The following is a 24,271-nucleotide window of genomic DNA, read 5'->3' on the forward strand; positions in this document are numbered from 1 at the left end:
AATTTTCAAGGGGGGATGTTGTTATGAAGAAAGCGATGATCATTGTGAATCCTTCTTCCGGTAAGGAAGAGGCTGAAAAGAATATGTCCAAGGTAGAAGATGTCCTGCGTAAGAAGGGTTATGACGTCATCATCAAGCTCACGGAAAAAGAACTGGATGCGATGGAGTTTGCCCGGACGTCTTGTATGGAAGCATTCGATGTTGTTGTCTCCATGGGCGGCGATGGGACCCTGAATGAAACGGTGAACGGTCTTGCCGGTCAGAAGCATTGCCCGAATTTCGGGATCATTCCAATGGGGACAGTGAACGATTTTGCCCGAGCCCTTAATATCCCGCTTGATTTTGATAAAGCCGTCGATTTAATCCACAAAGGTGAGACACGTGCGGTTGATATCGGAAAAGTGAACGATCGATATTTTATGAATATCATAGCGGTCGGTGCTATTGCGGAAGCGACTTATGAGGTCTCGCCAAAGCAAAAAACGCTGCTGGGACCTGTTGCTTATATGATCGAAGGGCTTAAGACGTTAACTTCAAAAACCGCTTATGACATTGAACTGAAGCATGATCATGGCACCTGGAAGGGTGATGCCCTCCTGGTACTGGCAGCCCTGACGAACTCCGTCGGCGGCTTTGAAAAAATCGCTCCCGATGCTGAGGTCGATGATGGAAAGCTGAAGTGCTTGGTCGTCCATGATGTCTCCCTGCCAAAGTTCATCAAGATTGGGACTGAACTTCTACAAGGCGAGCACATCCATGACGACAAGATTGAATACATCACAACGTCGAAGCTTGAGATCACATCTTCGGAAAAACTTCATTCCAATATCGATGGCGAGGAAGGCGACCCGCTCCCTCTTAAAATCGAGATGTTGCCAAAGCACCTTGATATTTACGTCCCTTGATTCTGTCCGAATCGTACCTTCGTAGCGTCAAACCAAAAAAGATCTCATCAGCCCGAAAACTGGTGAGGTCTTTTTTTTTAATAGGTCGTTAATCGTAAAAATTTCTGAATAGCATAAACGCCTCGCTGCAGCGGAGAGAGCTTTGTTTCGTTTTTTTCATAAGCGACGGTGTATAAACCGCCCTCATTGTTCCAAATCCGGTTGAAGTAATGATCAGCTTCTTTCATGAGTTCGGAATCAGTCGGACCTTTGATTTGCAGATCCGCTTCCAGATTGAAAGCTTCCAAGTTCCTTTTTGTGTAGTTGGCCGAACCTGCTATGATCGTTGCTTCCTCCCCACTTTTGATGAACATCATTTTTGTATGATACTGTTCAATTCCTGTATTGTACCAGCGGATTTCGATTTTACCTTTAGAATCCTCCATCATTTCTTCTGCAACCGGAATATTGGGAAGTCCGGTTTTCTTATTCCCGAACGCCGTTTTATTCGGATCCAACACCATTTCAACGTCCACTCCACGGTCTGCGGCCTCCAGGAGTGGACCGATAACGGAACGGTCCGCAATGTAAAACATCCCGAGGTGGATTTCATCACCCTTTTTCGTCTGTTCAATTGCCTCGACGATCTGCTTATGTGTTTTTCCTTCTGTATAGTACTGGATCTGGTATTGCCCATTTTTCTGGTCATTTTTCTCCTTGTAGGTAGGCAGGTCGATCCCTTTTTCAGACATGTCGACGACCGCTTGCTCAGCATTTATGATCTCCTGAATGATTGGTCCTTTGATTTCAAAAGCGACATTCCCGTGATAGCCAGAAGCATCATGCGGATTTCCCGAAGTAACGAGGGCTGTTTTATCCGTCGCAACGACTTTGCGGTGATTCGCTTTTACATTTAAAAGTTTCAAGTAAGATCGAGCTGTCATGTCCGGTGCAGTACTCGCAAAAGGATTACGGACCCAGCCTTCCCCTTGTTGACCGAACCATTGGAAAAACATCCGCCACACGCCGGAGTACAATGGCGTAGGATCTCGGAGCCGTTCCAAATTCGTATAAACGACTTCAACACCGTTCTCCTCTAGTTTCGAAAGGAGCTTGGATTGATACGACCGATAACCGGTGTTGACCTCATCAGATATGAAAACGACTTTGATATCAGGATTCTCCTGTTTCTTTTTGATGATCGTGTGCGCAAGGTTTTCACTGATCGGCGGGAAAGACTGGTCCGGCTCATAATAGCCATTGAATAAAAACATATCGATGACAATGAAATCCTCCGCCTCCATGATGATCTCGTTGATCCGCTTAAAAATTTCAAGTTCGTGCACAGTCTTGTCGTCTTTTTGGTACGTCAGATCATGATAGAACTTCACATCATCCACTTCGTACACATCGCTTTGATATGCAACCCCTTCAGGAATCGATTTGTATGTGTGATAGACCATTGTCGTTATGTAAATCAAAAGAAGGACACCAATCAGGGTCCAGATGAACGACTTTTTCCCCATATTCAACTTTTTCAATGACAATTCCTCCGTCTCAAAACTCCATATGTATTTATCTTCTGAGATCCCACCGCTATATATACATTCCCCAAACTCAGTGAAGTTAAGCGGTGCCTGGCACGACAATTCACCCCTTGTCCCCCAACGGTTCTGAGATGGTGCCTGGCACCGAAGCAAAACCCTTGGGGCAGTTGAGGTCTCAGATGGTGCCTGGCACGCTTTTCAATCCGTTGGAGCCCAAGGGGTTTGGATTGGTGCCAGGCACCGGGTGGGAACCCTTGGTACGCTTGGCTTCTTTTTCGGTGCCTGGCACCAATGTTATAATATGGATAACAATATGATACGGGAGGGGTTTGGTGAAACGGTATTTCTTCGGGTTTGTGGTTTGTGCTGCTTTGGGGGTTTTGCTTTTTATAAAGGGAATGGATTTGAGAGCGCTAGGTACGGATGTTGACCGAGATGGAATTGGAATCAGTTTCTTAGGGATGGAAATCGCTGATCGGGTCCATGAAAGCGAAATACCAGCACATGCAAAGAGCTTTTTCGTTGCAAGCGGTATAACATCTTTGATCGGTTTAGCATTTTTGTCTCTACCTTTTGTGAAATCTCGGAAAACGGTTTGAATATAGAAGAAACCTGGTTAAGTGGTTTTCACAAATCACCACCTAACCAGGTTTTTTTACTCTTCTTACTTTATTTAGTATGTTTCTAATATCCCATCAATCGCGTCTACAAGTTCTTCTGCAAATTCCGCGTCGATGTGCTTTCCACTTTTTCGTTCAACGTGTTTCTGAATCGACTCCAGCTTTTTAGCTTGTACGCGTTCATTGTCCGTACGTTGTGCGTTGCCGATTCTCGCTTGCAATGAGCGATACGTTCCATAGTTCTTGAAATGGCCTTCTTCATACGCTTCATCCACCATCTCATCCAACTCATCAAGCGTCACCGCTTCTTCACCAATCACAACCGTGAATACTTGCGCTTCTTCTTTGTTGAAGTTTTTATCCACTGAACGGATTTCAACCACGTGCGTGCCTTCTTCTGACAATGTGAAGCTTCCATCTTCAACGGTCGTCCACTCACCATCATTCACATGGTATTCCGTATGCAGCACTCCGATTCCATCTCCATCTGTCGCGTCAACCGTAAATGTCACATCCTCTTCATTCACAGCATCTTCTCCAACATTTCCGGCAATCTCCACTGTCGTTGTCGGTGCAAAATAGTCGTTACTGATTCTTGCATCCGGATACATTTCGATCGGCTCTTCAAAGCTTTGTATATAGTTGATTGTCGCATCCAGGTCAAGCGGTCCTTGAACCGGATTTTCACCAAGCTCGTCCAAGCGATAGTCATCCGTTCCATGCGGATACATGTAATTGTTCACGACTACCGTATAGGTCGCATCAGGATCGACAGGTGTCCCGTCCGGTAAATACAAGCTCACGACTTCATTCGTTTCTTCGTTCCACGTGTAACGGAAGCCGGCGATACTGACATCCGGTCCATACTGAGGATGAAATTGCGTATTCAACACTTTACGCATATCGTCGCCTGTCAAATCAACCTGTACCAGTGTATTCCCGAACGGTTGGATGTTGTATAGCTCACCCCAAGTGATTTCACCAGCATCAAGGTCATCACGGATTCCGCCGCCGTTCATCAATGCAAAATCAGAGCCCATTTCTGCGCGCATACCTTCTGCGATCAAGTTGCCGAGTGCGTTATCCCCGACAAGGCCTTTGCTGGCATAGCCGCCTTCAAGATCGATCGCACCTTCTCCGACGACTTCGTTCAACTTCGGCCCGACAAGTTCAAGGTAATAATCCAAGAGTTCCGTAACCTCAGCGTCCGGTGTCACCCCGTTCTGGACGACATCGACAATTTCAGCTGACTTGCTGACGATATCGTTCGTCACTGGGTCGATTTCAAGATCGACGTCAGCAAAAGCTTTTCCATATTCCCAGGCTTGGACGATCAATTTCCCATCCACCACCGCATTCACTTTTACATGGTTATGGGCTGCAAAAATCACGTCCACCGCATCATTGATGTTCTGTGCGAGTTCAGATACTTCGCCTGTCGCTGTGTCACCGCTCTGGTTCCCCGGTTCATGGGCAAGGACGACGATTGCCTCGACACCCTGCTCCTGAAGTTCAGGGACATAACGGTTCACTGCTTCCGCTTCATCTGTAAAACGAACATTCTGTATGCCATCCGGGATGACCATGCTCGGCGTTTCTGTCGTCACGATCCCGATGAACCCGATTTTCGTTCCGCCAATCTCTTTTACCGTATAAGGATCGATCACAAGATCACCTGTATCCTTATATTCAACGTTCGCTGCAACCATCGGAAAGTCGATGCCGTCATAGTTTTCTGTCCCGTCTGGGTGGTCACCGCCGTCAATGAGACGTAGCATTTCGTCGACACCTTCATCGAATTCGTGGTTTCCGAGCGTTCCGACATCGAATCCGATCGCTTCCATCATATCGACAGTCGGCTCATCTTGTAAAAGTGCTGAGACTGGCGAACTCGCTCCGACCATATCTCCAGAATGGACCATCAATGTATTCGGATTCGTTGCTTCTCTTTCTTTTAAATATGCAGAGAGATAATCCATGCGTCCGTATTGGACACCATCAACTGTTCCCGTCACATCGATTTTACCGTGAAGATCGTTGACACCAAGCAGCTGAACCTCAATGTTTTCATCAGATCCACTATCGTCTGCTGGCGTGTATCCTGCCTCAATTGCGTCTTCCTCTTCAAAGAAAAACACACGGTTCTGTACAGGGATGTCCTCCCATTTTTCAGGAACGACATATTCTTGTGTAAAATAATCGCCGACATACTTATCCGGACCGTTACGAAGATTGAAGCGGAACTCGTAAGGAAGCTCCTCGATCGGGTTTTCCGGGTCCCACATGCCGCGGCCGTTTTCGATCGCTTCTTCGGCAGCCGTACTATACGCCTCGAAATGCTCCATGTTCGGATAGATAAAATATGGTACAGCTCGTCCTAAGCGGACCATTTCCTTGTTGACGTCCATGTCGTCTTTGTGGACATGCGCGAGGAGACGTCCGTAATCATCAAGCGGGTCTTCTCCAACTTCAAGGGTGATTTCAGTTCCGGCTGGAAGCAAGCGTTGAAGTTCTGCAGTAGCAGCTTCTGCATGCTCTCCTTGTGAATGTCCATTGTAGTTCGTTTCAGGCGTATCGATTGAAAGCATTCGTACATTGGAAGCCCCGAGTATCGGGTCATTGATGCGGACCGTATCGCCATCCACAACACGTTCAACCGTTGCGTCGTATTCCTCCTCCGGTTGGGGTGCTGGCGGCTGATCTTCTAGTAGATTCAGATCCTCTGCTTTTCTCGGTAAAAGTTGATAGTCATTGTATTGGCCGACAACAGCTGTAAGATCGTACCATTTGCCTTCCTCAAGCAGAGAGACGTCGATGTCAGTCGCATTTTCGACCCGGAGGACAACGCCTTGCATCGTGTCATCGATGAACGAAATGTTGTATCCGGTTCCCGCTTCGTTTGAAGGAATCGATTGTATGTATCCGGTGACATTTACCAGTGATCCTTCTAGCGGTTCTGCTTCGTTATTATAAAGGGTCGAGAGTTCTGCCGGTTGAGGCTCAGGCAGTTCGTTGCCCTCTGATAGAACCTCGATGGTTCCAGGCACAATTTCCGTCAATCCATTATAAGATGTGATTTCTCCTGTGACTTGAATCTCCTGGCCCTCCTCTAAATCTGCTAGATTCTCATCAAATGAAAAAACATTGATTCCTGCGGTGTCGTCTTGTATGTACGCTGATAGATTGCTAGCTGTAAAATCTGCTGTCACAACCCCTTCTACTGTCACAGTCTGTCCATTCTGGGCTTTCGCTTCCGAAATCGGAATGGCCGTTTCAGCTTGTGCGACTCCCATCGGAAGCAACGTGACAAGCATTGCGATCAAAGCTAAAAAGGTCGTCCATTTACGGGTAACCTGGTTATACATGTAAATTCCTCCTAAAGTTGAATTTAGTTCCCTATATTTCTAACTCTACTAGATTTTGTTTAAGGTTAAATGAATTATTTGTAAAAGGTTGAAAAATCGTCCATGGTTACTATTATGCAGTCTGACAACCGCAAACTTTGCCCTATTTTTACAAATATAGCTAAATAGGCCTATTAAACTATTTTTCTGTTTACAATGATTCGACAGTAATGTAAAATAATTACTGCACTCTTTTATGAATGATGTCTGACCTTGGAGGATTTTGATGGATACTACTAAAACCACAGAAACTAGAGAAAATGATGAAGTCTATTCTTTGCAAAAGTTGATGTATGAGTATAGTAAAAGGCTGAAAAACTACTCCGATCCCACCATCGTCAAAATGAGCCAGAAACTCGATGAAAAACTCAATATCATACAAAGGACAAAAATCCAAAACTGAATTTTTGATTTTTGTAGGATAATATAATACATAACTTTTAAAGAAAACTTTGGCTCAGCCAAGCCATAGGCGCAGGCTGAGCCATTAGTTGCACTTATACTGAAGAAAGTAGATTATACTTTCTTTAAGTGTGAGTACCCACCGTCCACCACAACGGTGGTTTTTTCTTTGCCTTTTTTGCAATACCTAGTGCCAGGCACCGAAAAAGAAGTCAACAGTACCAAGGCTTCCCACTCGGTGCCTGGTACACTTTCAAACCCCTACTGCGCCAAGGACTCTGAATCGGTGCCAGGCACCATTTGAGACCTCAACTGCCCCAAGGGTTTTGCTTCGGTGCCTGGCACCTTGTGGGAACCGTTGGGGCAGTAGGGCGAAATTGTCGTGCCTGGCACCGAGATCTTAAAAGTGGGCAAGTTCTCCTGGTTGTCTTCATAGAATGGGAGTAGACAAGGGGGAATGCAGCTTGGAAAATGTAACGATCATTGTCATTGGAATTATCGGGTTCATCACCGTGTTTGGGATCATCGGCAACATCCAGGCACGGATCAAGTTGGCTGATTGGCTGAAGGAGCTCAGACAGATTGATGCTGCGACGGTCCAAACCGGTCGGGGTTCGAAATGGATGAATGATGCGATAGAGGATTACCGGAACTTCCATCTTTCCGGTATTTCGAATGTGAATAGTCCTGTTTTAGTGGAAAAACACTTGATGCAGCAGCCGGTCCGGGTTCTTGGCATTTTCCCTGTGCCTACCGGGAACATCATCCGCTTGTTGCACGGATTGCCTTCCCTCGCGATCATCGTCGGGGTTCTCGGAACGTTCGTCGGTCTGACAATTGCGATCATGGCAATGCAGGATACGCTTGTCAGCATCGGCAACCAGCCGGGCGAGAATGCCAATCTTTCCGTATCCGCAATCGTCGCTGCGATTTCTGAGCCTTTCAGAGGGATGAGCATCGCTTTTGTCACAAGTATCGCCGGGATCGGAAGCTCACTGCTTCTCTCCTTCGTGCAATCGGGATTTCTGACCGGAGGTACCTCCCTCAGCTACCTGCAGGACCGGGTTTTAACTGAGGCAGAAGGCGTTCTCGACCATGTCGTGCAAGAACAACTCCAGAATGAAAAACCGAAAGACTCACTCGAGCGCCTCCTGGACCGCCTCGTTTCCAAGGTTCAGGAAAGCTTTCAGCAAAGCATCGGTGATTTTAGTGAAAAAATGGTCGATTTCACGTCTGGTCTTGAGGAAGCGATGGATGATGTGAAAGGAATCCTGACCGCACAACGTGATCACACCGAGCAGTTCAAACAGAGCACCGACGTCCTTGTGATGTTCGGCGACCGTTTTTCAGAAACAATTACGAAGCTCGAATCTGTCCAGCATTCCGTCGATAAAAGCCTTTCTAAACTAAACGACCACGTCTCAGGCTTTGAAAAGCAATACAAACGGACGAGTGACCAGCTTGAGCAGGGGCAAAAGCGGATGGAACATGTGATGAAGCACTCCGATCGTATGATTGAAGAGTCACAAAAGAAAACGGAAGAACTCGGACGCTCCCTCGTCAACGGCGTGGAAACCGTCCTTTCACGATACGAAACAAAGCAGGAAGACTTCGAGCGGAAAATGGCACAGCAAAACGACGAATGGTTTTACAGGTATCAGGATAAAACCGAGCAATACGGCCGGGCATCCGAGACTTTTGCAGGTTCGGTGCAACAGCTGGAGAAAGCCTGGTACGGCACGATCGAAACGTTCAAAAGAGAATTCATCGATCAGCTCGGTTATATGTTCGACCGTGAACGGCAAGCGAGACAGGACCCTGGACGCGAGCAAGAAATGCGTGAACTCATCCGGGCACTCGATTCTGTCTATCAAAACCTGTCACGGGAATTCAAACAGACGCACCAATATTTCGGCGATGTGTACCACGTTTTACAGCGCTTATTGGATGCGACCGTCCAATCGGCGAATAACCGCTACGACCGGGATTATGAGCCACGTCGGATCACTGTGCACGACCCGAGCCACAGGTGATGCCGATGCGAAAAAGAAGATGGCGAAACGAAGAGGAAGGAACGAAAAGCTATTTCTGGCCGTCATTCACCGACATGATGGCGATGATGGTCCTCGTCATGCTGTTCATCGCGATCATCGCTTACATCCAGAGCATCTATAATGCCTACGAACAGACCGAAGTGAGGCATGAACTGGCGAAAGTGGCAGACGTGAAAAAGCACATCTCGGATTTGATTGAAAAACGGCTTGAGGAAAACGTCGGGAAGGATAAGATCGTCCGCGGACCGAACAACACAATCGCAGTTGAAGGGAACATTTTATTCGATACCGGCAGTGCGGAAATCAGTCCACAAGGGAAAAAGGTGCTATCACAGCTTTCCGACGCGCTCGTCCAGATCATTGACGAGCAGGAATTGAGCCGCTACCTCTACATCATTCTGATCGAGGGACACACCGATTCAGTCCCTTATGATAACTGGAGCCTCTCGACTGAGCGAGCGGTGGCGGTCGTCAAGTACATGGCTGAGGTCAATCCGAAGTTCAAGGAGCAAAAATACGCCCAATACATTGCGGCGACCGGCTACTCGGAATATAAACCGATTGCAGAAGGAAACTCAGACGAATCCCTACAGAAAAACCGCCGGATCTCGTTCCAGATCATTTTGGACGATGAAAAATGGCAGAATAAACTGAAGGGGATCATCAACGAATACTGATCATTGCTGGTAGAATTCGCACCTCAAAAATTCTTAACGGACACCACAGCCGTTATTTGTACCAAAAAGAGGTGATTCGGGAATTTAACGGACATGAGAGACGCTATTTTGCGAAAAAAGACTGTTTTTTCAGCTGTTTTTTATAAATAAGAGCGCTGGTGTCCGTTAGGTCTTTAATAATAAGGATTTGTTCACGGATAAGGTCTCTGATGTCCGTTAGAATTTCCTTACTGACCTTCTGATACAGCAAAAGGAGTCCAGTGCCTTCGATGGCAGGACTCCTTCTTTTTTCGTATCATTCAACAAAGCTTCCCTGTAACTTACAATTCACCCTAGCCACCAAAAGACATATCTCGGGTGGAGAACGACTATAGTCCGCTTACAACTCTCGACAAATTCGCGTATCCTATTCCGCTACGAGGATATCTTCGAACACTTTTGTCACTTTCGGCGTGACGTAATGGCTTCCCCCTCGTTTTTTCACGTCTTCGATCATCATCGATACGAGAAGCGATGGGTTTTCGGTGTTCCAGGCGACGAACCAGCCGTTTTCGGTCCCTTCTTTGTCATCCTTTGATTTTTTCAGTTCAGCCGTACCGGTTTTCCCTGCAAGATTTACACCAGCAAGCTTCACATCATTTGCTGTACCGGCAGGGCTTTCAAAGACCTGGACAAGATCCTTCACGATCGTGTTTGCCGTCTCCTCGCTGATCACATTCTCTTTCCAAGTTTGTGATTTTTCTCCATCTGTAAAAAGGATCGGTTTCAGCAACTTCCCTTTTGTAATAAATGGCGTGTAAGTCAACCCTAAATGAAGCGAGCTCATTTCCGCTTGACCTTGCCCGTAACCTGTATCTGCCAGCTGGCCTTCACTGGTGAAACCATCATTCGTGATCTGTGAAGCCTCGATTCCAAGTGGGAAAGGAATCTTTTCATCGAAACCGAAACGCTTCGATTCTTGTAAAAATGCCTCCCCGCCGATATTCAATATCGCTTTTGCAAAATAGATGTTATCCGAACGCACGAGGGCATCCTGCAGATTGACCTGGGTGAGTGGACTTTTTACCCTCGTTACATAATGGTCACCCCAGGATTCCTTCTGCCAGCGGTTATTAGCCGGAACCGATTTTTTCTCAGCTGGATCGATTGCACCAGTTTCAAGGCCGATCGCAGCTGTAATCGGCTTGAATGTTGAGCCTGGCGCATAGGTTTTACTGAATCGGTTCCGCAATGGTGCTGATGGCGCATTCAACAATTCATTGTACCGTTCTCCAGATACACCAAAGACAAATTCGTTCGGATCATAGGACGGCGTACTTACGAGCGCTAGAACTTCCCCGGTTGTCGGATTGATCGCTGATGCTGAGCCCGCATCCTTTCTCATCTGATGATAAAGCGATGATTGGACCGTCGCATCGATTGTCAACGCAAAATCCTTGCCATCAACAGGCTCGTTTTTAGCCAGGATATCCTTTGTCGTACCATCTTCACTTTTGATGACAATTTCACCGCCGTGCTGGCCTCTCAGTTCTTTTTCCAACGCTCGTTCAAGACCAGTTTTTCCAATAACATCTTGAGCGGTGTATCCTTCCTCTTTCTTTTTCTCCAATTCATCTGCCGTAACTTTGCCGACATATCCCGTCAAATGAGCCGCTACCTGCTTTAACGGATACACACGAGCTTTTTTCTCCTGGAATTTGGTCCCGTTCAGCGGCCGGATCGCTTCGATTTTCTCTCGATCATCGTCTGCGACTGTTCCCAAAGGCACAAAAGAGTCATCAGTCACCCATGATTTGTTCAACTCTGCATTAATCTTCTCAACCGGGACATTGATCAATTCCGATAACTTTTCCTTCACTTCTTCCGCATCTTCCTTCATCCAGCCAGGAACGAGTCCGACCTGTTGAATGACCCCATTGACCGCAAGCCCCTGCCCGGTCTTATCAAAAATTTCACCGCGTTCAGGTTTGATCGTGGTTGCAGAAAGCGTATCCCCTTCTTGCATACCAGCAACAATCATCGAAGGGTTCCAGTTGATCGCCCACTTCTCGTTGTCTTCACCTTTTTCATAAACGAGTTCAGCTTTATAGGACGTTTCGAGCGGACCTGCCAATGTATCCATCGTTACGGAATAATCGAAGGTCGGCTTATCCTCTTCCTTGTATTCCTTTTCTTCCTCTGGCAATTTGTATGTAGCTTTGAAGTTGCTCATCTTGATTTCTTCGTAATTCTTTTTATATCCTTCCGCAAACGTCTCTTCTGTAATCTGCTTTTTCGATTCCTCCGATAAAAGACTGTACATTTTTGCATAGTCTTGTTTTTCCCATGCCTTCATGTAACTTTCAAATGTCGTTTCAGGCTTCGGTTTTTCCGAACAACCGACCAGTGTGAAAATGAGACATATAAAGATGAATAATGTTCTCCGCAAGTCTGACCATCCCCCTAAATTTTTACTCCCTTATTATATTCTACTATTTCTTTCCTTATTTTTGTTGCAGGCTGCTTTTTTACCTTAACGCCACACTATTAATAGACGAACAACATGGAATTAAGTTACAACGAAAAAAAGCCCTCGCAAAAGGGCTTTTCGAAAACGTATTTATTTCTGCATGCGCGGAACGGGAATGATATATTGCACAAATGATAATTTTCGGATCGCCTGGACGATTCCGATCGAGAGCAGCATCACCACTACATACATGATTGGCAAGCCTTTTGTAGCCCAGGCTGTGTGAGGCAGAATTTGATTTAGAAACAAGAGGACCAATGGGTGGACGAGGTAAATTCCCATTGACAGCGTCCCGATCAATTTTAACGGTTTATAAAGGATCCGCAGGTTTTGAATGACTGGAAAAAGTCCGATGACAGCCATACTCAATAATGGGATATTGATCAGATTTGTCATCCTATTCGAGGGGATCGACCCCATTATTTTATATTCGTAAATCGCTAAAACATAGACAACAACGACCAAAAGCACCAATTTCGTCTGACTGGTGATGAGCTTTGTGATCGAGCGCCAATAATAGGCTAAAAAGCCACCAAATATAAAGTAAAAGATCCATGTGAAAATGAATACACGGTTACTTAAGATTGCTCCCAATCCCTCTTGCACGGACAAGAAATGGGATAGATTTATGAAAAACGCACTGATTATGAATGAAAGAATGAGTGCGATCGTCCATGAACGTTTTGTCCTTATTGACTGCAATATAGGAAAAATGAAATAGAACTGGATGACAATGACCATGAAATATAAGTGATAAAACGAAGCACCCGTCAAGAATGATTCGATGAAATCAGATCCCGTTGGCAGGGTGGCCTTCAATACAAAAACATTGATCAGCAAATAAAAGATACTCCAAATGACAAACGGCATGACGATTTTTGTGAATCGTGATTTTAAAAATCTTTGAAAATCAAAGCCTTTTGCTTTTACCTGGTGAAACAATAAGAAACCGCTTATCAACGCGAATGTCGGTGTTCCGAACCGCCCGAGCTGGTTTAATGCGAATGTCAACCAGTTGTAGGTCTGGTCATGTTGATTATAATAACTTGCACTAAGGTGTACCAGCACAACACCGATACAAGCGAATGCACGCAAAAAATGAATTTCTTCGAAAAACTTACCCTTTGGCTTATCAAGTGTTTTTTCCACTAGTAACACCTCCCCTAAAAAATTACTACAATTAGCAATTCGGCCTTATGGGAGGCAAAGTGACCATAAATCGACTTACAATTTATGTAAAATGTTGATTTGACGCCTACTCAGGCAATTGTAAAATTTGGGTTGCAGGAGTTTTAACATTGTAAACGAAATGACTGTTAAGTGAAAAAAAGGTGTGACAGCAATGAATGAACAATTATGGACGTATGTCCGTGGGGTCATGTGGGATTATGAAAGTGTGCCGGACAATGTAGAATTTGTGGAGTGTCCGGCGTTACTGATGTACAAGACGGAAGGGTCATCAAGCATTTGATCAAACAAAGTTGCGAAGGTTGAAGTTGAGACTGATGAAGCGTTCGAGCAGTTGATTGGTGAAGTGGAACGTTTTTATCAAGGCAAACCATACTCCTGGTGGATTGGTCCGGATTCTGCGCCTGAGGATTTGATTTTAAAAGTTGAATCGGCGGGGCTTGAGCATGAAGACACCTACTACGGACTGGTGAAAGCCGTTGATCGGTGGGAAAAGGTTGACCTGCCTTATTCAGTGCGAAATGTAGTGGATGAGGATGATGTCAGTCATTATGTTGAGGTAAGTGCAAAAATCTGGGGATATGATGATGCCACGAAGGAAACGTTGGTACAGCAGAGGCTTGCGTATCTAAAAGTTCCTGGCCGTCGAGGCGGTTTTTTGATCGTCATGGACGGGGATCGTGCGATCGGCTATGCAGGATATCGATTCAGTAGTGACGGTGACGCGATGTATCTCTCAGGAACCGGCGTTTTGCCGGAGTACCGTGGGCAAGGCATTTATCGTGCGCTTTTATCGAGACGGATGGAGCTTGCAAGTTCATACGGGAGCAACTGGATTGTCACGCAAGCCCGGAAAGACACCTCAGAACCGATTTTACGAAAGCTGGGGTTTGAGGAAGTCGGTAAATATGAGGTATATAAAAGAACTTGAATATTTGGGTAGAATGCTCTAGTTTCCTTTGGGGAAATTGCGGGTATTAAATAGCAGATTAAGGAAAACGAAAGGAGATCATTATGGGATCTAAACACGAAGGAATCGCTGGATGGTTGATTTTGATTGTTGTTGGTCTTCTGTTCGTCCCGATCATTCGTCTCTATGCCCTTTATCAAAGCTATGTGACGGTCTATGACACACCAGCCTGGAGCATGTTGACGGAACCAGGCAATCCGATGTATCACGCATGGTTTGCACCTACCTTTTTCGTTGGAGCAGCCGTGGATTATGGGATTGTGGTTTTGTCGATTGTCGCGTTGTGGCTGCTGTTCAATAGAAGTCCTTCTTTTCCGAAATACATGATTTACTTCTTAGTTGGCGTGACGGTTTATTCGATTGCGGATGGATTCATCACCAACTGGATCTTCAGCTCACTTCCGATATCGGAAGAAATGCTTGCATACATCAAAACCCAAACCTATAGACAGCAAATCGGCTCATTGGTCTCATGCCTGGTTTTGGTCCCATACTTATTGAAATCAAAACGAGTCAAAGCAACCTTCGTGAAAAGGACAAGCTTCAACCAACCCCTCTCCGGCGGAGGGATATCGGTGTAGAATTTGATGGATGAAAATCCCGGTGCCAGGCACCATTTGAGACCCCTTGGTACCATTGACTTTCTGTTCGGTGCCTGGCACCGTTTGAGAACCCTTGGTACCGTTGGCTTTCTGTTCGGTGCCTGGCACCGTTTGAGATCCCTTGGTACCATTGGCTTTTTGTTCGGTGCCTGGCACCGTTTGAGATCCCTTGGTACCACTGGCTTTCTGTTCGGTGCCTGGCACGTGACTAGTGTTGCTTATAATATGAAAGAGAACTCCACAATTTGTGTGGAGTTCTCTCTTTTTAACTGGCTGAACGGTGTTAATTTCTTCCGTGTCCGTTCCCTTTTCCGCGATCCTTTTCGTGTTTACCTTTGTTTCCACGGTCTTTATCTTGCTTACCGTGTCCACGATCTTTTTTGTCATTGTTATGGTCTTGCTTACCTTTTCCTCGTTTTTCTTGAGCTTTTTCAGCCTTTTCTTGGGCTTTTTCAGCCTTTTTTTCTGCTTTTTCTTCAGCCTTTTCGGCTTGTTTTTCTGCTTCTTCTTCAGCCTTTTCAGGTTGTTTCTCTTCTTCTTCAGCTGAAGCCTCTTTTTCAGTTTCGGTCTCTTCAGTTTCTTCGCCTTCAGCTTCTTCCTCTTGATCAACGTCTACTCCGTATTTCTCTTCAAGTTTTGCAATCTTTTTATCAAGTTTAACAAAAGCTTTTTGGATATTATTCATCAAAGAAGCTTGAGCATTCGGGTTTTTCACATGCGTCAGAGCCATTAGAAGTGCATCTATGTTATGAGATAATTTTGCCTGAAGTTCGTCCTCCTCGGACCCATCTTCTTCAGTGGTTTCCTCATCTTCTGTAGATTCCTCATCTTCAGTTGACTCTTCTTCTGTACTTTCATCCGTTGGTTCTTCCTCATTCACTTCTTCATCAGAAGTCGTTTCTTCTTCGGTACCTTCTTCAGTTTCTTCTGAAGATTCGTCTTCCTCTGCTTTTTCCATGGCAGCTTCTTGCGCTTTCAACGCTTCTTCAAGCGTCTCTTGGGCCAATTCCTCTTGCCCTGCTGCAAAAAGCGCATTCGCTTCAGCGATCCGGTTTGCTGCAATCTCTGCTAAAATTTTCGCTTCTTCATATTCATCTGAAGCTACTGCTAGACGTACATTCTCGATCATCGTTTTTACAAAGTAGAAAAAGTCCCCTGGAAGCAGAGATGGCTCTTCGGTTTCTTCTGCTGATTCTTCATCTTCAGGAGCCTCTTCGCCTTCTGTCGTTTCTTCCTCCGTACCTTCTTCAGTTGTGTTTTCTTCATTCGTTGATCCCTCAGACACGTCGACTGTTGGTGTAGACTCGTCTGTGTTTGCAAATGCAGCTGGTGTTGCTCCGAAAAGCAAAAGTGAAGCTGCACTGATCGTTGCGATCCATTTTTTGATCAAGTTCTCCATCCCCTCTGTTTTTTTTCCATAAAAAAAGCAGATTGCCGAGGCTGTATGTAACGCTCAACCCAGGAATTTGCTGCCGGACCCTCTCACGGGCTCCAAGTTATGTAGGTATTCTGATCCTTAGGCAACTGGCTGACATAGGTATAAACCGTTAGTCCCTTTAGCTTTGCGTCACTACCTTTCGATAGCTTTGCCTTTATCTGCTTTAATTAGTTTTATTATACAAGAATTCGACAATATTTTACCAAGTCAAAATTACCCGTTTTTTCAGAATTTTTCTAGTTCCAACCGATCATATAACATAATTAATTCGTAATTACGTTGCGAACAGGACTAATAACCTAGGCTTAAGGTCTTTCCTTTTGTATTCGCACTTTCAACACTTGTTAGAATTAGAACTGCTTTGTCCAGGTAGTACTTTTACGCGTTAAAAAACTTCCAGTATAAGCTAAATTTAATTTTATCTGGATATTAGTTGGTAACATCTCCCTGATTACTTTTTACCGAGTAATATGGGGCTTTTTGTAGATGTTTGACAAATATTGTTTTGATACTTTTAAATGACAGATTATTTTAAAAATAAAAATATCTGCAGAAAACGATTGAACAAGGAGGCGAAAGTCAGAAATCGAAGGTCAGAATGATATTTGGAGAAAAGGGGTTTTTAGGTGGTTAGATTGAACAATTTCAAGAAAAGTGTCACTCTCTTATTTATTTTCCTATTAGCATTTTCTAATTTATCCTTTGCCGCAACGCCGAACATGAATAACGGCAGCCAAAGTTCAGAAAATGCAACAACAAAAGAAGAAGCTTTAGATACCGTAAAGGCTGATTTGCCATTTAAAGCGAATGATCAAGTCAGAGTGATTGTAGAATTAGATGGTAAAGCTGCAATCGAATTGGCAAAGGAAAAAGGAACAAATTATTCCAAGCTAGCAAAGCCATCGCAAAAAGTATTACAAGAAAAAGTAACGACTGGACAAAAGCAAGTAAAGCAAAGCATCGCTGATCAGAAGGTCAACATAAACTATAAATTCAACTTTACGACTGTTGTTAATGGATTCAGTGGTGAAGTCCAATACAGTGAAATAAAAAATATTGAAAAACTGCCTGGCGTAAAGGACGTTTACTTATCAAACGAATACGAAAGACCGATTGTTGAACCTAATATGGTCACGAGCCATGAATTCATCCAATCTTATAAAGCATGGACAGAAGGAACATACAAAGGTGAAGGAATGGTCGTTTCTGTGATCGATTCAGGTGTAGATCCATCTCACAAGGATTTCATTCTTAGTCCGGAAACGGATGCCGATCTCTCAGAATCAGAGGTTAATAGTTTGAAAGAAGAACATGATTTATCTGGTACTTATTTTACTGAAAAAGTTCCATACGGCTATAACTATTTCGACCGCAATACGAAAATCCGTGATTTGGTGCCAGATGGATCCAACCACGGAATGCATGTAGCAGGTATCGTTGGCGCGAACGGTAATCCTGATGATGGTGGTATAAAAGGGGTTGCACCTGAATCGCAACTATTGGCGATGAAAGTTTTCAGTAACGATCCTGGATACTCCTCTACTTTTTCAGATGTTTACATAGCAGCAATCGATGACTCAATCAAATTAGGAGCAGATGCGATCAATATGAGTTTAGGCTCTGTGGCTGCTTTCTATTCTCCCGACGATGTTGCAAACCTTGCAATAACTAGAGCCGTAGATAATGGTGTCGTCGTTTCGGTTTCTGCCGGCAATTCCCGTCATATTGGTGACCCTGTGAAAACGCCATTTGCAGAGAACCCTGATATCGGTGTCGTTGGTGCACCGGGCCTATCCTATGATTCCATCCAAGTTGCTGCTTCTGGAAATAAGCAGACGTGGTATAACTATAATCTATCTTTAAACGGAAATCCGATTGATGGTTTTGGATATTCAAGTGATGATTGGTTTGAAAAACTCGGCGATCAAGAATATGAGATTGTTTCGTTGGGAAGTAAATATGGTTCCGAGGCTGATTACGAAGGAATTGATGTTTCTGGTAAAATTGTTGCAGTGTCACGTGGTGGTTCCCCAGCTCCATTCATAGACAAAGCAGCGGTTGCAGCTGAACAGGGTGCTGTAGGAATTATCGTGGTAGACACTGGCGCAGGCGGAACCATCTACCGTGATCAAGGGCATTTCGACATTCCATTCATGCTCACGACAAAGGAGACTGGCGACCAGTTAAAAAATCTCTATAATGATGGGAACACAAGCCTTAATTTTGAGGTTGATACTGCTGAACCATCTCCACAACAGGGACGTCCGACCTCTTTCTCTTCATGGGGATCAACGCCAAGTCTGGATCTTAAACCGGAAATCATGGCGCCGGGTGGTAATATCTACTCTACACTCAATGATGATGAGTACGGATGGATGAGTGGTACGTCCATGGCAGCTCCTCATGTTGCTGGAGGCTCTGCTCTCGTAATGGAATACATTAAAGAACATGAGGACTATAAAAACCTATCTTCTAGTGAACAGGCTCATTTAGCAAAAACGTTATTGATGAATACAGCTGAGGTTGTCAAAGGGACGAATGGTCATGCCTTCTCCCCTCGTTTGCAAGGGGCAGGGCAAATGCAGATCCATAACGCAACAATAACTCCTGTTCGTGTCGTGGACCCAAATACAAACGAAGCGAAAGTTGAATTGCGTGACTTTGTAGAAGAAACGGTCAATTTTAAAGTAGAAGCGATCAATGATTCTGACGATAAAGATGTCACGTATGAAGTCAACGTGGATGTGCTGACAGATGCCATTCAAAGAACCGAAGAAGGAGACTTGAACTGGTCTGCAGCTGTAGAAGCTGAAGGGAACCCTCATTTACGTGGCGGCGAGCCCTTAAAGAATGTAAGTGTTGATGCTCCTGAAACAGTCACAGTACCAGCTGGCGAGTCCGTCGAGATTCAAGTCAGCATCGACCTTACCGATGCAAGGATTCCTGGTTACAATGAAGACGGGTCACCGAATGAAGACGGATTCGACTTAAAAGAAGACATCTTTATAGAAGGGTTTGTCCGTTTAGAAGATGTAGATGGTGAAGAAGCCAACCTTGTTGTCCCTTACCTCGGTTTTTATGGAGACTGGGATCGTCCTAGTATCATTGACGGTTTGAACCACATAGACGATAAATTCTTTTATGAATTTTGTTGGGGAAATCCATGTGCCGGCCTTTATCATAAACCTGGTAAAGATGGATACCTTGGATGGGATCCGATCAATGGTTTTGAAGATGCCGTAAGCAAGTATGCTATTTCTCCAAATGGTGATGGCGTCTATGATATCGTCACGCCTATGGTGACTTTCTTAAGGAATGCTAGTGATGTCCAATATAATATCTTGGATGAAGATAAGAACAAAATCCGGACCCTCCGGAATGAAAAGAATGTTAGGAAACACTATGCAAGCTGTTTTTGCAGAAGAGATACCGGTTACTTAGCAGAACGCGGCTGGGACGGAAAAGTGAATGGTGAAGTTGTCCCTGATGGTAAATACTATTTTGAAATCAAAGCCCGTGTGGATATGAAACATCGCGAAGCAGACTGGCAAAGTAAAAAGATTCCTTTTGTAGTTGATACGATTCAACCTGAGGTTTCGGCTGATTATGACATCGCGACAAAAAAATTGACCTGGGAAGCGAATGACAGTGAAGGTATCGGACTTTCTCATTTCCTTATCAAAGTAGATGGAGAGAACGTCCTGCCAGAAGATACGTTTTTGCCTTCCGATGCTAGAGAATATGATTTATCTGAGGTGGATGTCCCTAACGGTGTTGAAGTGGAAGTAGTCGCTTATGACTTTAGTCAAAACCTCACAGAACAAGAAGCTGATCTAGTAGCAAGTGGTGATGAAACGGATCCAGTCGTTATCTTACAGGCTCCTTCAAGCGGTACAATTCTTACTACGAAAACCATCAACTTAAGAGGTTTTGTAAGGGACAAATCTCCTCTCGAAGCCGTTTATGTAAATGGTGAATCCGTTGAATTCAACCGAGTGATCGAGTTCGACGAAGAAAGATACCGATTTGATACTGAATTGACCGTCGAAGAAGATGATGTCTATGAAATTGCGGTTAAAGCTGTAGATATTGCGGGTAACGAAACCGAATTCCGCAGAAGACCTATTTTCGTGGATACGACACCTGCAACAATAAGTGTAGATGCACCAGCAGCGGTTCAACATTCCGTCACATCCACTCAATTAGACATTCATGTTCAAGATAATTACGATTTTATCCGTGTCTACGTGAATGATGATGAAATCGAGTACAACCCTGGTCCAAGCTCTTTCGAACATCCGGTTCCATTGGATCTAAACCTTGAAGAAGAAGTGAATCTCCAAGAAGGGAATAATACTTTTACAATTCGAACCGTTGATTTAGCTGGTGCAACGACCACACAAACGGTGAACATCTACCGGTTACGTGAAGGAGAATCTTCTATTATTGATGAAACAAGTGTCACACCGGAAAAAATCACAAACACGAAGAAGCCTGTTTCGATATCAGCAACGGCAACTGAACCGATTACATGGTCCGTTAAGCTTGTTACCCCAAGTGGTGATGAAGTTGAATTACCAGCGGTCACCGGTAAGCGATATAGAGAAAACTACAAACTAGGAAAAAATGCTGAAAGTGGAACATACAAAGTTGTTTTCAGTGGGATCACTAATCAAGATGATGATGTAGCTCAAGTTGAAGAGGGATTCATTGTAGAAGACTAATTTGGTGAAGGACTCTTGGTAAAGCTCCTGCATATCCTGCAGGAGCTTTTTATTTATGGAAGCAGATGATGAGGGATGTGGAGCAGGGGCCTTAGGGTGGTCCTGTTCACCAATGCCGCGTATTGGAAATGTTGAGGTTGTTGCTTGTCCTGTAACAAAAAAGACGAGCACGGTTGACTCGTCCAGCAGCATTTTATCGATTCAACAATTTTTGAATGTCTTCTTCAATAGCTTCAGGTTTGGTTTGAGGGGCGTATCTGTTGATCACTCTGCCCTCTTGATCGACGAGGAACTTTGTAAAGTTCCACTTAACCTGATCAGAAAGCATACCTGGCGCCTCTTTTATTAGGTGTTTGAACAAAGGATGTGCCTCATTGCCTTTGACATCCACTTTACTGAACATCGGAAAACTTACCCCATAATTGAGTTTACAGAACTCTTGGATGTCTTCTTCAGAACCGGGTTCCTGATTCATGAATTGATTACTGGGAAAGCCGAGGACTTCGAACCCCTCGTCTTTATACGTTTCGTACAATCGCTGTAATCCTTCGTATTGTGGCGTAAATCCGCATTTGCTTGCTGTATTGACGATCAGCAGTACCTTCCCTTTATAATCGTCTAGCTTCTTCTCTTCCCCTGTAATCGACTTAGCAGTAAAATCATGAACACTGCTCATACCACCGCCTCCTTCTACTTCAAAAAGTAGCAATAACCATCCGCTAAGTCAAAAGATAGCTTCTATTCGGGACCTTATTGGAGTGCCTGGCACTTTTCACAAACCCAGTGGTATCAAGGGGTCTGAATCGGTGCCTGGCACTTTTCACGAACCCAGTGGTATCACGGGGGTTGAATCGGTGCCTGGCACTTTTCACGAATCCAGTGGTATCAAGGGATTTGAATCGGTACCTGGCACTTTTCACGAACCCAGTGGTATCAAGGGGGAAATTGTCGTGCCTGGTACACTCTCTTCAGGTACACTCTCTTCAATCTCTATTTAAATGCACAAAAAAATAGAGCTGCGTTGGGGCAGCTCCGATGAGGGGTAGGGAGGTAGGACATGTGCCTACGTTTTCAATTTATATTCAAGAACCGTCATTCAGAAGATTCACCTTCACTTTCTTCAGTGTTCGTTTCTTCTTCGGTCGGTTCTTCATTCGTTGGTTCCTCTTCTGTTCCGTTACATGCTGTTATTAACATAATTGCGAATAATGCAGAGCCTAGTTTAGCGAGAAAACTTTTGTTCACGGTAACCACTCCTTGTATCGCAAGTTTTGCTGGTATGTGTACCAGCTACTTACAATATAGAGCATTTTCCGGAAAAATTGGGTGATTTTACGGAATGCATAAGGTTTCCTTACGTTTTTAACATCACGCTAACATAGGCTTAACATTTTTTGGATTATAGGATTCTTCGTAAAATGGCTCTCACCGGACTTGCATCGGATTCCTCGAGTGGCAGCGGCAAGGCGATCAATTCATAAATTCCTTCATCAATTTCATCGAGCACGACGCTTTCGAGAATATGGATGTCGTTATTCAACAGGCTGTGATGCGCTGCCAAATTCTTTGAATCAACTTGATCAACTGAAGGCACATCTACCCCGATCAGACGGATGCCTTTTTCTTTTAAAAATGGCGCAAGTTCTTCTGAAAGATAGGTGATTGACTCTGGAAACTTGCTTCGGTCAGTCCAGGAACCAGTCTTGATCAGCAATCGTTCCACTACCCCTAAATCATAGCCTTCAAGGTCTTCTGGTTTGATTATTTCACGGCCTTCCAAATGGACGACGAGCGCATCACCAACATAAAGTTCGGGCTGCAAATTCAACATTTTATTGCCATGGTCGTCAAAATGGAACGGTGCATCCACGTGCGTTCCGGTATGTGTGCTCAACGTCAGGCTCCCAACATTGACTGAGCCTGTTTCCTCTTTCGTCCAGTTCAATTTAAAAGAAAAGGGAGTATCGCCAGGCCAAGTTGGCACTCCCTCCTTCAATGGTTGAGAAATGTCCCAAATTTTCATCAGCAAAACTCCCTTTTAATAGCTTATTATCCTTGCTTGTCACCTAACGCGAACATGATTTCCGCTTCACAAGCGACTTCGCCATCGACAGTTGCGACAGCTGTCCCTTTCCCCATCGATCCGCGAACACGTGTAAGTTCGACTTCAAGGCGTAATTGATCTCCAGGTCGCACTTGTCTTTTAAAACGACATTTGTCGATTCCTGCGAAAAAGGCTAAGCGTCCCCGGTTTTCTTCTTTTTTAAGAAGGGCGACCGCTCCGACTTGAGCAAGCGCTTCGACAATCAGAACACCTGGCATGACAGGGTATTCTGGGAAATGTCCGTTGAAAAAGTCTTCGTTAGCGGTTACATTTTTAAGTCCGATTGCGCGTTTGCCTTCTTCCACTTCCAGTACCTTGTCCACCAATAAAACCGGGTGGCGGTGCGGGATGATCGCTTTGATTTCATCAATGTTCAACATATGTAAATCCTCCTATGTAGTGCATTCTTTTCCCTATCATAGCACAAAACCGCTTCGAAAAATAAATCCTGGGTGGCGTGGCTATTGAAGGGATTTTTCGAGGTCGTCTCCGGTGATCGATGCGGTTGGATCGTTTTCGACAAATTTCTGGTATTGGATGTTCTGGGGATATGGGAAATGAGAGAGGACAGGATAGGGATTAACGTTGGGGAGTCTATGGAAATCGACATATGTCCGGTAGCTGCTCCATTCATATGCCCCTGGTGTTGCGACCAGATCGGCTTTCACAGGATTCAGGTGGATGTATTTGCTGACATCCATCTGATAGGTTGGGGATTCGATGAGCTTTGCGCCATATCGCTCCTGGAACACATGGCCGACGAATTCATATTTCTTGTTAAAGTAGAGGGCATACCGATGATGGATCTTTCTCATTATTTGGGTAGCTGATGAGTAATGGGTCTTCAATTGCAGGGGGATGTGGTTGGTCATCAGGCAGTAGGAATAGAGGTCGAAGGTGAATTCAGTGCGTGCTTCGCTGAGGATTTTCATGTACTTCTGGCGGTCTTTATTGTCATAAAATAGTGGGGTCTTTCGATTTCCACGCGAGGTGATATGATACTCCGCTCCCGGATACCATACCCTTGGCTTACGAGGCATAACGTCTTTCCTTAACTATTGGATTATTGGGGATTTACAACAATTGAGAGGCTGAATTACAGGGAATTTCAGAAGATGTCGAAAAAAGTGGGAACTACCATCATTATA

General features: G+C 44.7%; 19 protein-coding genes and 1 riboswitch. Of the genes, 9 read left to right on the forward strand and 10 right to left on the reverse strand.

Features of this window, described 5'->3' with window-relative positions; translation table 11 throughout:
* Window positions 1–23: 23 nt before the first annotated feature.
* Window positions 24–905 carry a diacylglycerol/lipid kinase family protein gene (locus ACTWQL_RS05270; protein WP_443141354.1) on the forward strand — a complete coding sequence of 294 codons (882 nt, stop codon included), beginning with the start codon at window positions 24–26 and terminating at the stop codon, window positions 903–905.
* 77 nt (window positions 906–982) lie between these two features.
* Here ACTWQL_RS05270 and ACTWQL_RS05275 read toward each other — a convergent pair whose 3' ends face one another.
* Window positions 983–2,425, reverse strand: coding sequence for a phospholipase D family protein (locus tag ACTWQL_RS05275; RefSeq protein ID WP_443141355.1), 1,443 nt, complete (start codon window positions 2,423–2,425; stop codon window positions 983–985).
* A gap of 338 nt (window positions 2,426–2,763) precedes the next feature.
* Here ACTWQL_RS05275 and ACTWQL_RS05280 point away from each other — a divergent pair, with 338 nt between their 5' ends.
* Window positions 2,764–3,030: a hypothetical protein gene (locus ACTWQL_RS05280; protein ID WP_443141356.1), complete on the forward strand. Its 267-nt coding sequence runs from the start codon at window positions 2,764–2,766 to the stop codon at window positions 3,028–3,030.
* A gap of 74 nt (window positions 3,031–3,104) precedes the next feature.
* Here ACTWQL_RS05280 and ACTWQL_RS05285 read toward each other — a convergent pair whose 3' ends face one another.
* Window positions 3,105–6,416, reverse strand: a complete 3,312-nt coding sequence (locus ACTWQL_RS05285) for a 5'-nucleotidase C-terminal domain-containing protein (RefSeq protein ID WP_443141357.1) — start codon at window positions 6,414–6,416, stop codon at window positions 3,105–3,107.
* A gap of 265 nt (window positions 6,417–6,681) precedes the next feature.
* On the opposite strand from ACTWQL_RS05285, the gene ACTWQL_RS05290 reads away from it, so the two are divergent.
* The 3 genes from ACTWQL_RS05290 (at window position 6,682) to ACTWQL_RS05300 (ending at window position 9,588) form a co-directional block, all read left to right on the forward strand.
* A complete protein-coding gene (locus tag ACTWQL_RS05290) occupies window positions 6,682–6,858 on the forward strand; it encodes an aspartyl-phosphate phosphatase Spo0E family protein (protein ID WP_443141358.1) in 177 nt (58 codons plus the stop codon).
* A gap of 463 nt (window positions 6,859–7,321) precedes the next feature.
* On the forward strand, window positions 7,322–8,890 hold the full coding sequence (locus tag ACTWQL_RS05295; RefSeq protein ID WP_443141359.1) for a hypothetical protein: 1,569 nt from the start codon (window positions 7,322–7,324) through the stop codon (window positions 8,888–8,890).
* Window positions 8,891–8,895: 5 nt separating this feature from the next.
* Window positions 8,896–9,588 (forward strand): OmpA/MotB family protein, encoded by a 693-nt coding sequence (locus ACTWQL_RS05300; protein ID WP_443141360.1) that lies wholly within the window; start codon window positions 8,896–8,898, stop codon window positions 9,586–9,588.
* A 406-nt stretch (window positions 9,589–9,994) separates the two neighbouring features.
* On the opposite strand, the gene ACTWQL_RS05305 is transcribed toward ACTWQL_RS05300, so the two are convergent.
* Window positions 9,995–12,016 carry a penicillin-binding transpeptidase domain-containing protein gene (locus ACTWQL_RS05305; protein WP_443141361.1) on the reverse strand — a complete coding sequence of 674 codons (2,022 nt, stop codon included), beginning with the start codon at window positions 12,014–12,016 and terminating at the stop codon, window positions 9,995–9,997.
* Between the two features lie 171 nt (window positions 12,017–12,187).
* Window positions 12,188–13,246: an acyltransferase gene (locus tag ACTWQL_RS05310; RefSeq protein ID WP_443141362.1), complete on the reverse strand. Its 1,059-nt coding sequence runs from the start codon at window positions 13,244–13,246 to the stop codon at window positions 12,188–12,190.
* A gap of 193 nt (window positions 13,247–13,439) precedes the next feature.
* On the opposite strand from ACTWQL_RS05310, the gene ACTWQL_RS05315 reads away from it, so the two are divergent.
* From ACTWQL_RS05315 to ACTWQL_RS05325, 3 genes are all read left to right on the forward strand, one after another.
* Window positions 13,440–13,568 carry a hypothetical protein gene (locus tag ACTWQL_RS05315; RefSeq protein ID WP_443141363.1) on the forward strand — a complete coding sequence of 43 codons (129 nt, stop codon included), beginning with the start codon at window positions 13,440–13,442 and terminating at the stop codon, window positions 13,566–13,568.
* A gap of 63 nt (window positions 13,569–13,631) precedes the next feature.
* Window positions 13,632–14,216 carry a GNAT family N-acetyltransferase gene (locus tag ACTWQL_RS05320; protein ID WP_443141364.1) on the forward strand — a complete coding sequence of 195 codons (585 nt, stop codon included), beginning with the start codon at window positions 13,632–13,634 and terminating at the stop codon, window positions 14,214–14,216.
* An 83-nt stretch (window positions 14,217–14,299) separates the two neighbouring features.
* Window positions 14,300–14,836 carry a DUF2569 domain-containing protein gene (locus ACTWQL_RS05325; RefSeq protein ID WP_443141365.1) on the forward strand — a complete coding sequence of 179 codons (537 nt, stop codon included), beginning with the start codon at window positions 14,300–14,302 and terminating at the stop codon, window positions 14,834–14,836.
* Window positions 14,837–15,140: 304 nt separating this feature from the next.
* Here the strand turns inward: ACTWQL_RS05325 and ACTWQL_RS05330 are convergent, their stop codons facing one another.
* Window positions 15,141–16,247: a DUF5667 domain-containing protein gene (locus ACTWQL_RS05330; RefSeq protein ID WP_443141366.1), complete on the reverse strand. Its 1,107-nt coding sequence runs from the start codon at window positions 16,245–16,247 to the stop codon at window positions 15,141–15,143.
* Between the two features lie 126 nt (window positions 16,248–16,373).
* Window positions 16,374–16,458: riboswitch (cyclic di-GMP riboswitch) on the reverse strand.
* A gap of 472 nt (window positions 16,459–16,930) precedes the next feature.
* Between ACTWQL_RS05330 and ACTWQL_RS05335 the strand changes: the two genes are divergently transcribed.
* The gene (locus tag ACTWQL_RS05335) at window positions 16,931–21,019 is read left to right on the forward strand and encodes a S8 family serine peptidase (protein ID WP_443141367.1); all 4,089 of its coding nucleotides are present in this window, start codon (window positions 16,931–16,933) and stop codon (window positions 21,017–21,019) included.
* Between the two features lie 193 nt (window positions 21,020–21,212).
* Here the strand turns inward: ACTWQL_RS05335 and ACTWQL_RS05340 are convergent, their stop codons facing one another.
* From ACTWQL_RS05340 to ACTWQL_RS05360, 5 genes are all read right to left on the reverse strand, one after another.
* Window positions 21,213–21,695, reverse strand: coding sequence for a glutathione peroxidase (locus tag ACTWQL_RS05340; protein ID WP_443141368.1), 483 nt, complete (start codon window positions 21,693–21,695; stop codon window positions 21,213–21,215).
* Window positions 21,696–22,111: 416 nt separating this feature from the next.
* A complete protein-coding gene (locus ACTWQL_RS05345) occupies window positions 22,112–22,264 on the reverse strand; it encodes a hypothetical protein (protein ID WP_443141369.1) in 153 nt (50 codons plus the stop codon).
* 154 nt (window positions 22,265–22,418) lie between these two features.
* Window positions 22,419–23,042: an arylformamidase gene (gene kynB, locus ACTWQL_RS05350; protein ID WP_443141370.1), complete on the reverse strand. Its 624-nt coding sequence runs from the start codon at window positions 23,040–23,042 to the stop codon at window positions 22,419–22,421.
* Between the two features lie 26 nt (window positions 23,043–23,068).
* On the reverse strand, window positions 23,069–23,503 hold the full coding sequence (gene fabZ, locus ACTWQL_RS05355) for a 3-hydroxyacyl-ACP dehydratase FabZ (protein WP_443141371.1): 435 nt from the start codon (window positions 23,501–23,503) through the stop codon (window positions 23,069–23,071).
* 81 nt (window positions 23,504–23,584) lie between these two features.
* Window positions 23,585–24,163, reverse strand: coding sequence for a transposase (locus ACTWQL_RS05360; RefSeq protein WP_443141372.1), 579 nt, complete (start codon window positions 24,161–24,163; stop codon window positions 23,585–23,587).
* Between the last annotated feature and the right edge of the window lie 108 nt (window positions 24,164–24,271).

This window comes from Pseudalkalibacillus sp. R45 (assembly GCF_052246725.1).
Lineage (GTDB): Bacteria > Bacillota > Bacilli > Bacillales > Fictibacillaceae > Pseudalkalibacillus.

Bases quoted from the DNA above. Each gene is read 5' to 3' on its own strand.
- ACTWQL_RS05360 (WP_443141372.1), bottom strand. From the start codon at position 24,163: ATGCCTCGTAAGCCAAGGGTATGGTATCCGGGAGCGGAGTATCATATC.
- ACTWQL_RS05340 (WP_443141368.1), bottom strand. From the start codon at position 21,695: ATGAGCAGTGTTCATGATTTTACTGCTAAGTCGATTACAGGGGAAGAG.
- ACTWQL_RS05285 (WP_443141357.1), bottom strand. From the start codon at position 6,416: ATGTATAACCAGGTTACCCGTAAATGGACGACCTTTTTAGCTTTGATC.
- fabZ (WP_443141371.1), bottom strand. From the start codon at position 23,503: ATGTTGAACATTGATGAAATCAAAGCGATCATCCCGCACCGCCACCCG.
- ACTWQL_RS05300 (WP_443141360.1), top strand. From the start codon at position 8,896: ATGCGAAAAAGAAGATGGCGAAACGAAGAGGAAGGAACGAAAAGCTAT.
- ACTWQL_RS05290 (WP_443141358.1), top strand. From the start codon at position 6,682: ATGGATACTACTAAAACCACAGAAACTAGAGAAAATGATGAAGTCTAT.
- ACTWQL_RS05325 (WP_443141365.1), top strand. From the start codon at position 14,300: ATGGGATCTAAACACGAAGGAATCGCTGGATGGTTGATTTTGATTGTT.
- ACTWQL_RS05315 (WP_443141363.1), top strand. From the start codon at position 13,440: ATGAATGAACAATTATGGACGTATGTCCGTGGGGTCATGTGGGATTAT.
- kynB (WP_443141370.1), bottom strand. From the start codon at position 23,042: ATGAAAATTTGGGACATTTCTCAACCATTGAAGGAGGGAGTGCCAACT.
- ACTWQL_RS05270 (WP_443141354.1), top strand. From the start codon at position 24: ATGAAGAAAGCGATGATCATTGTGAATCCTTCTTCCGGTAAGGAAGAG.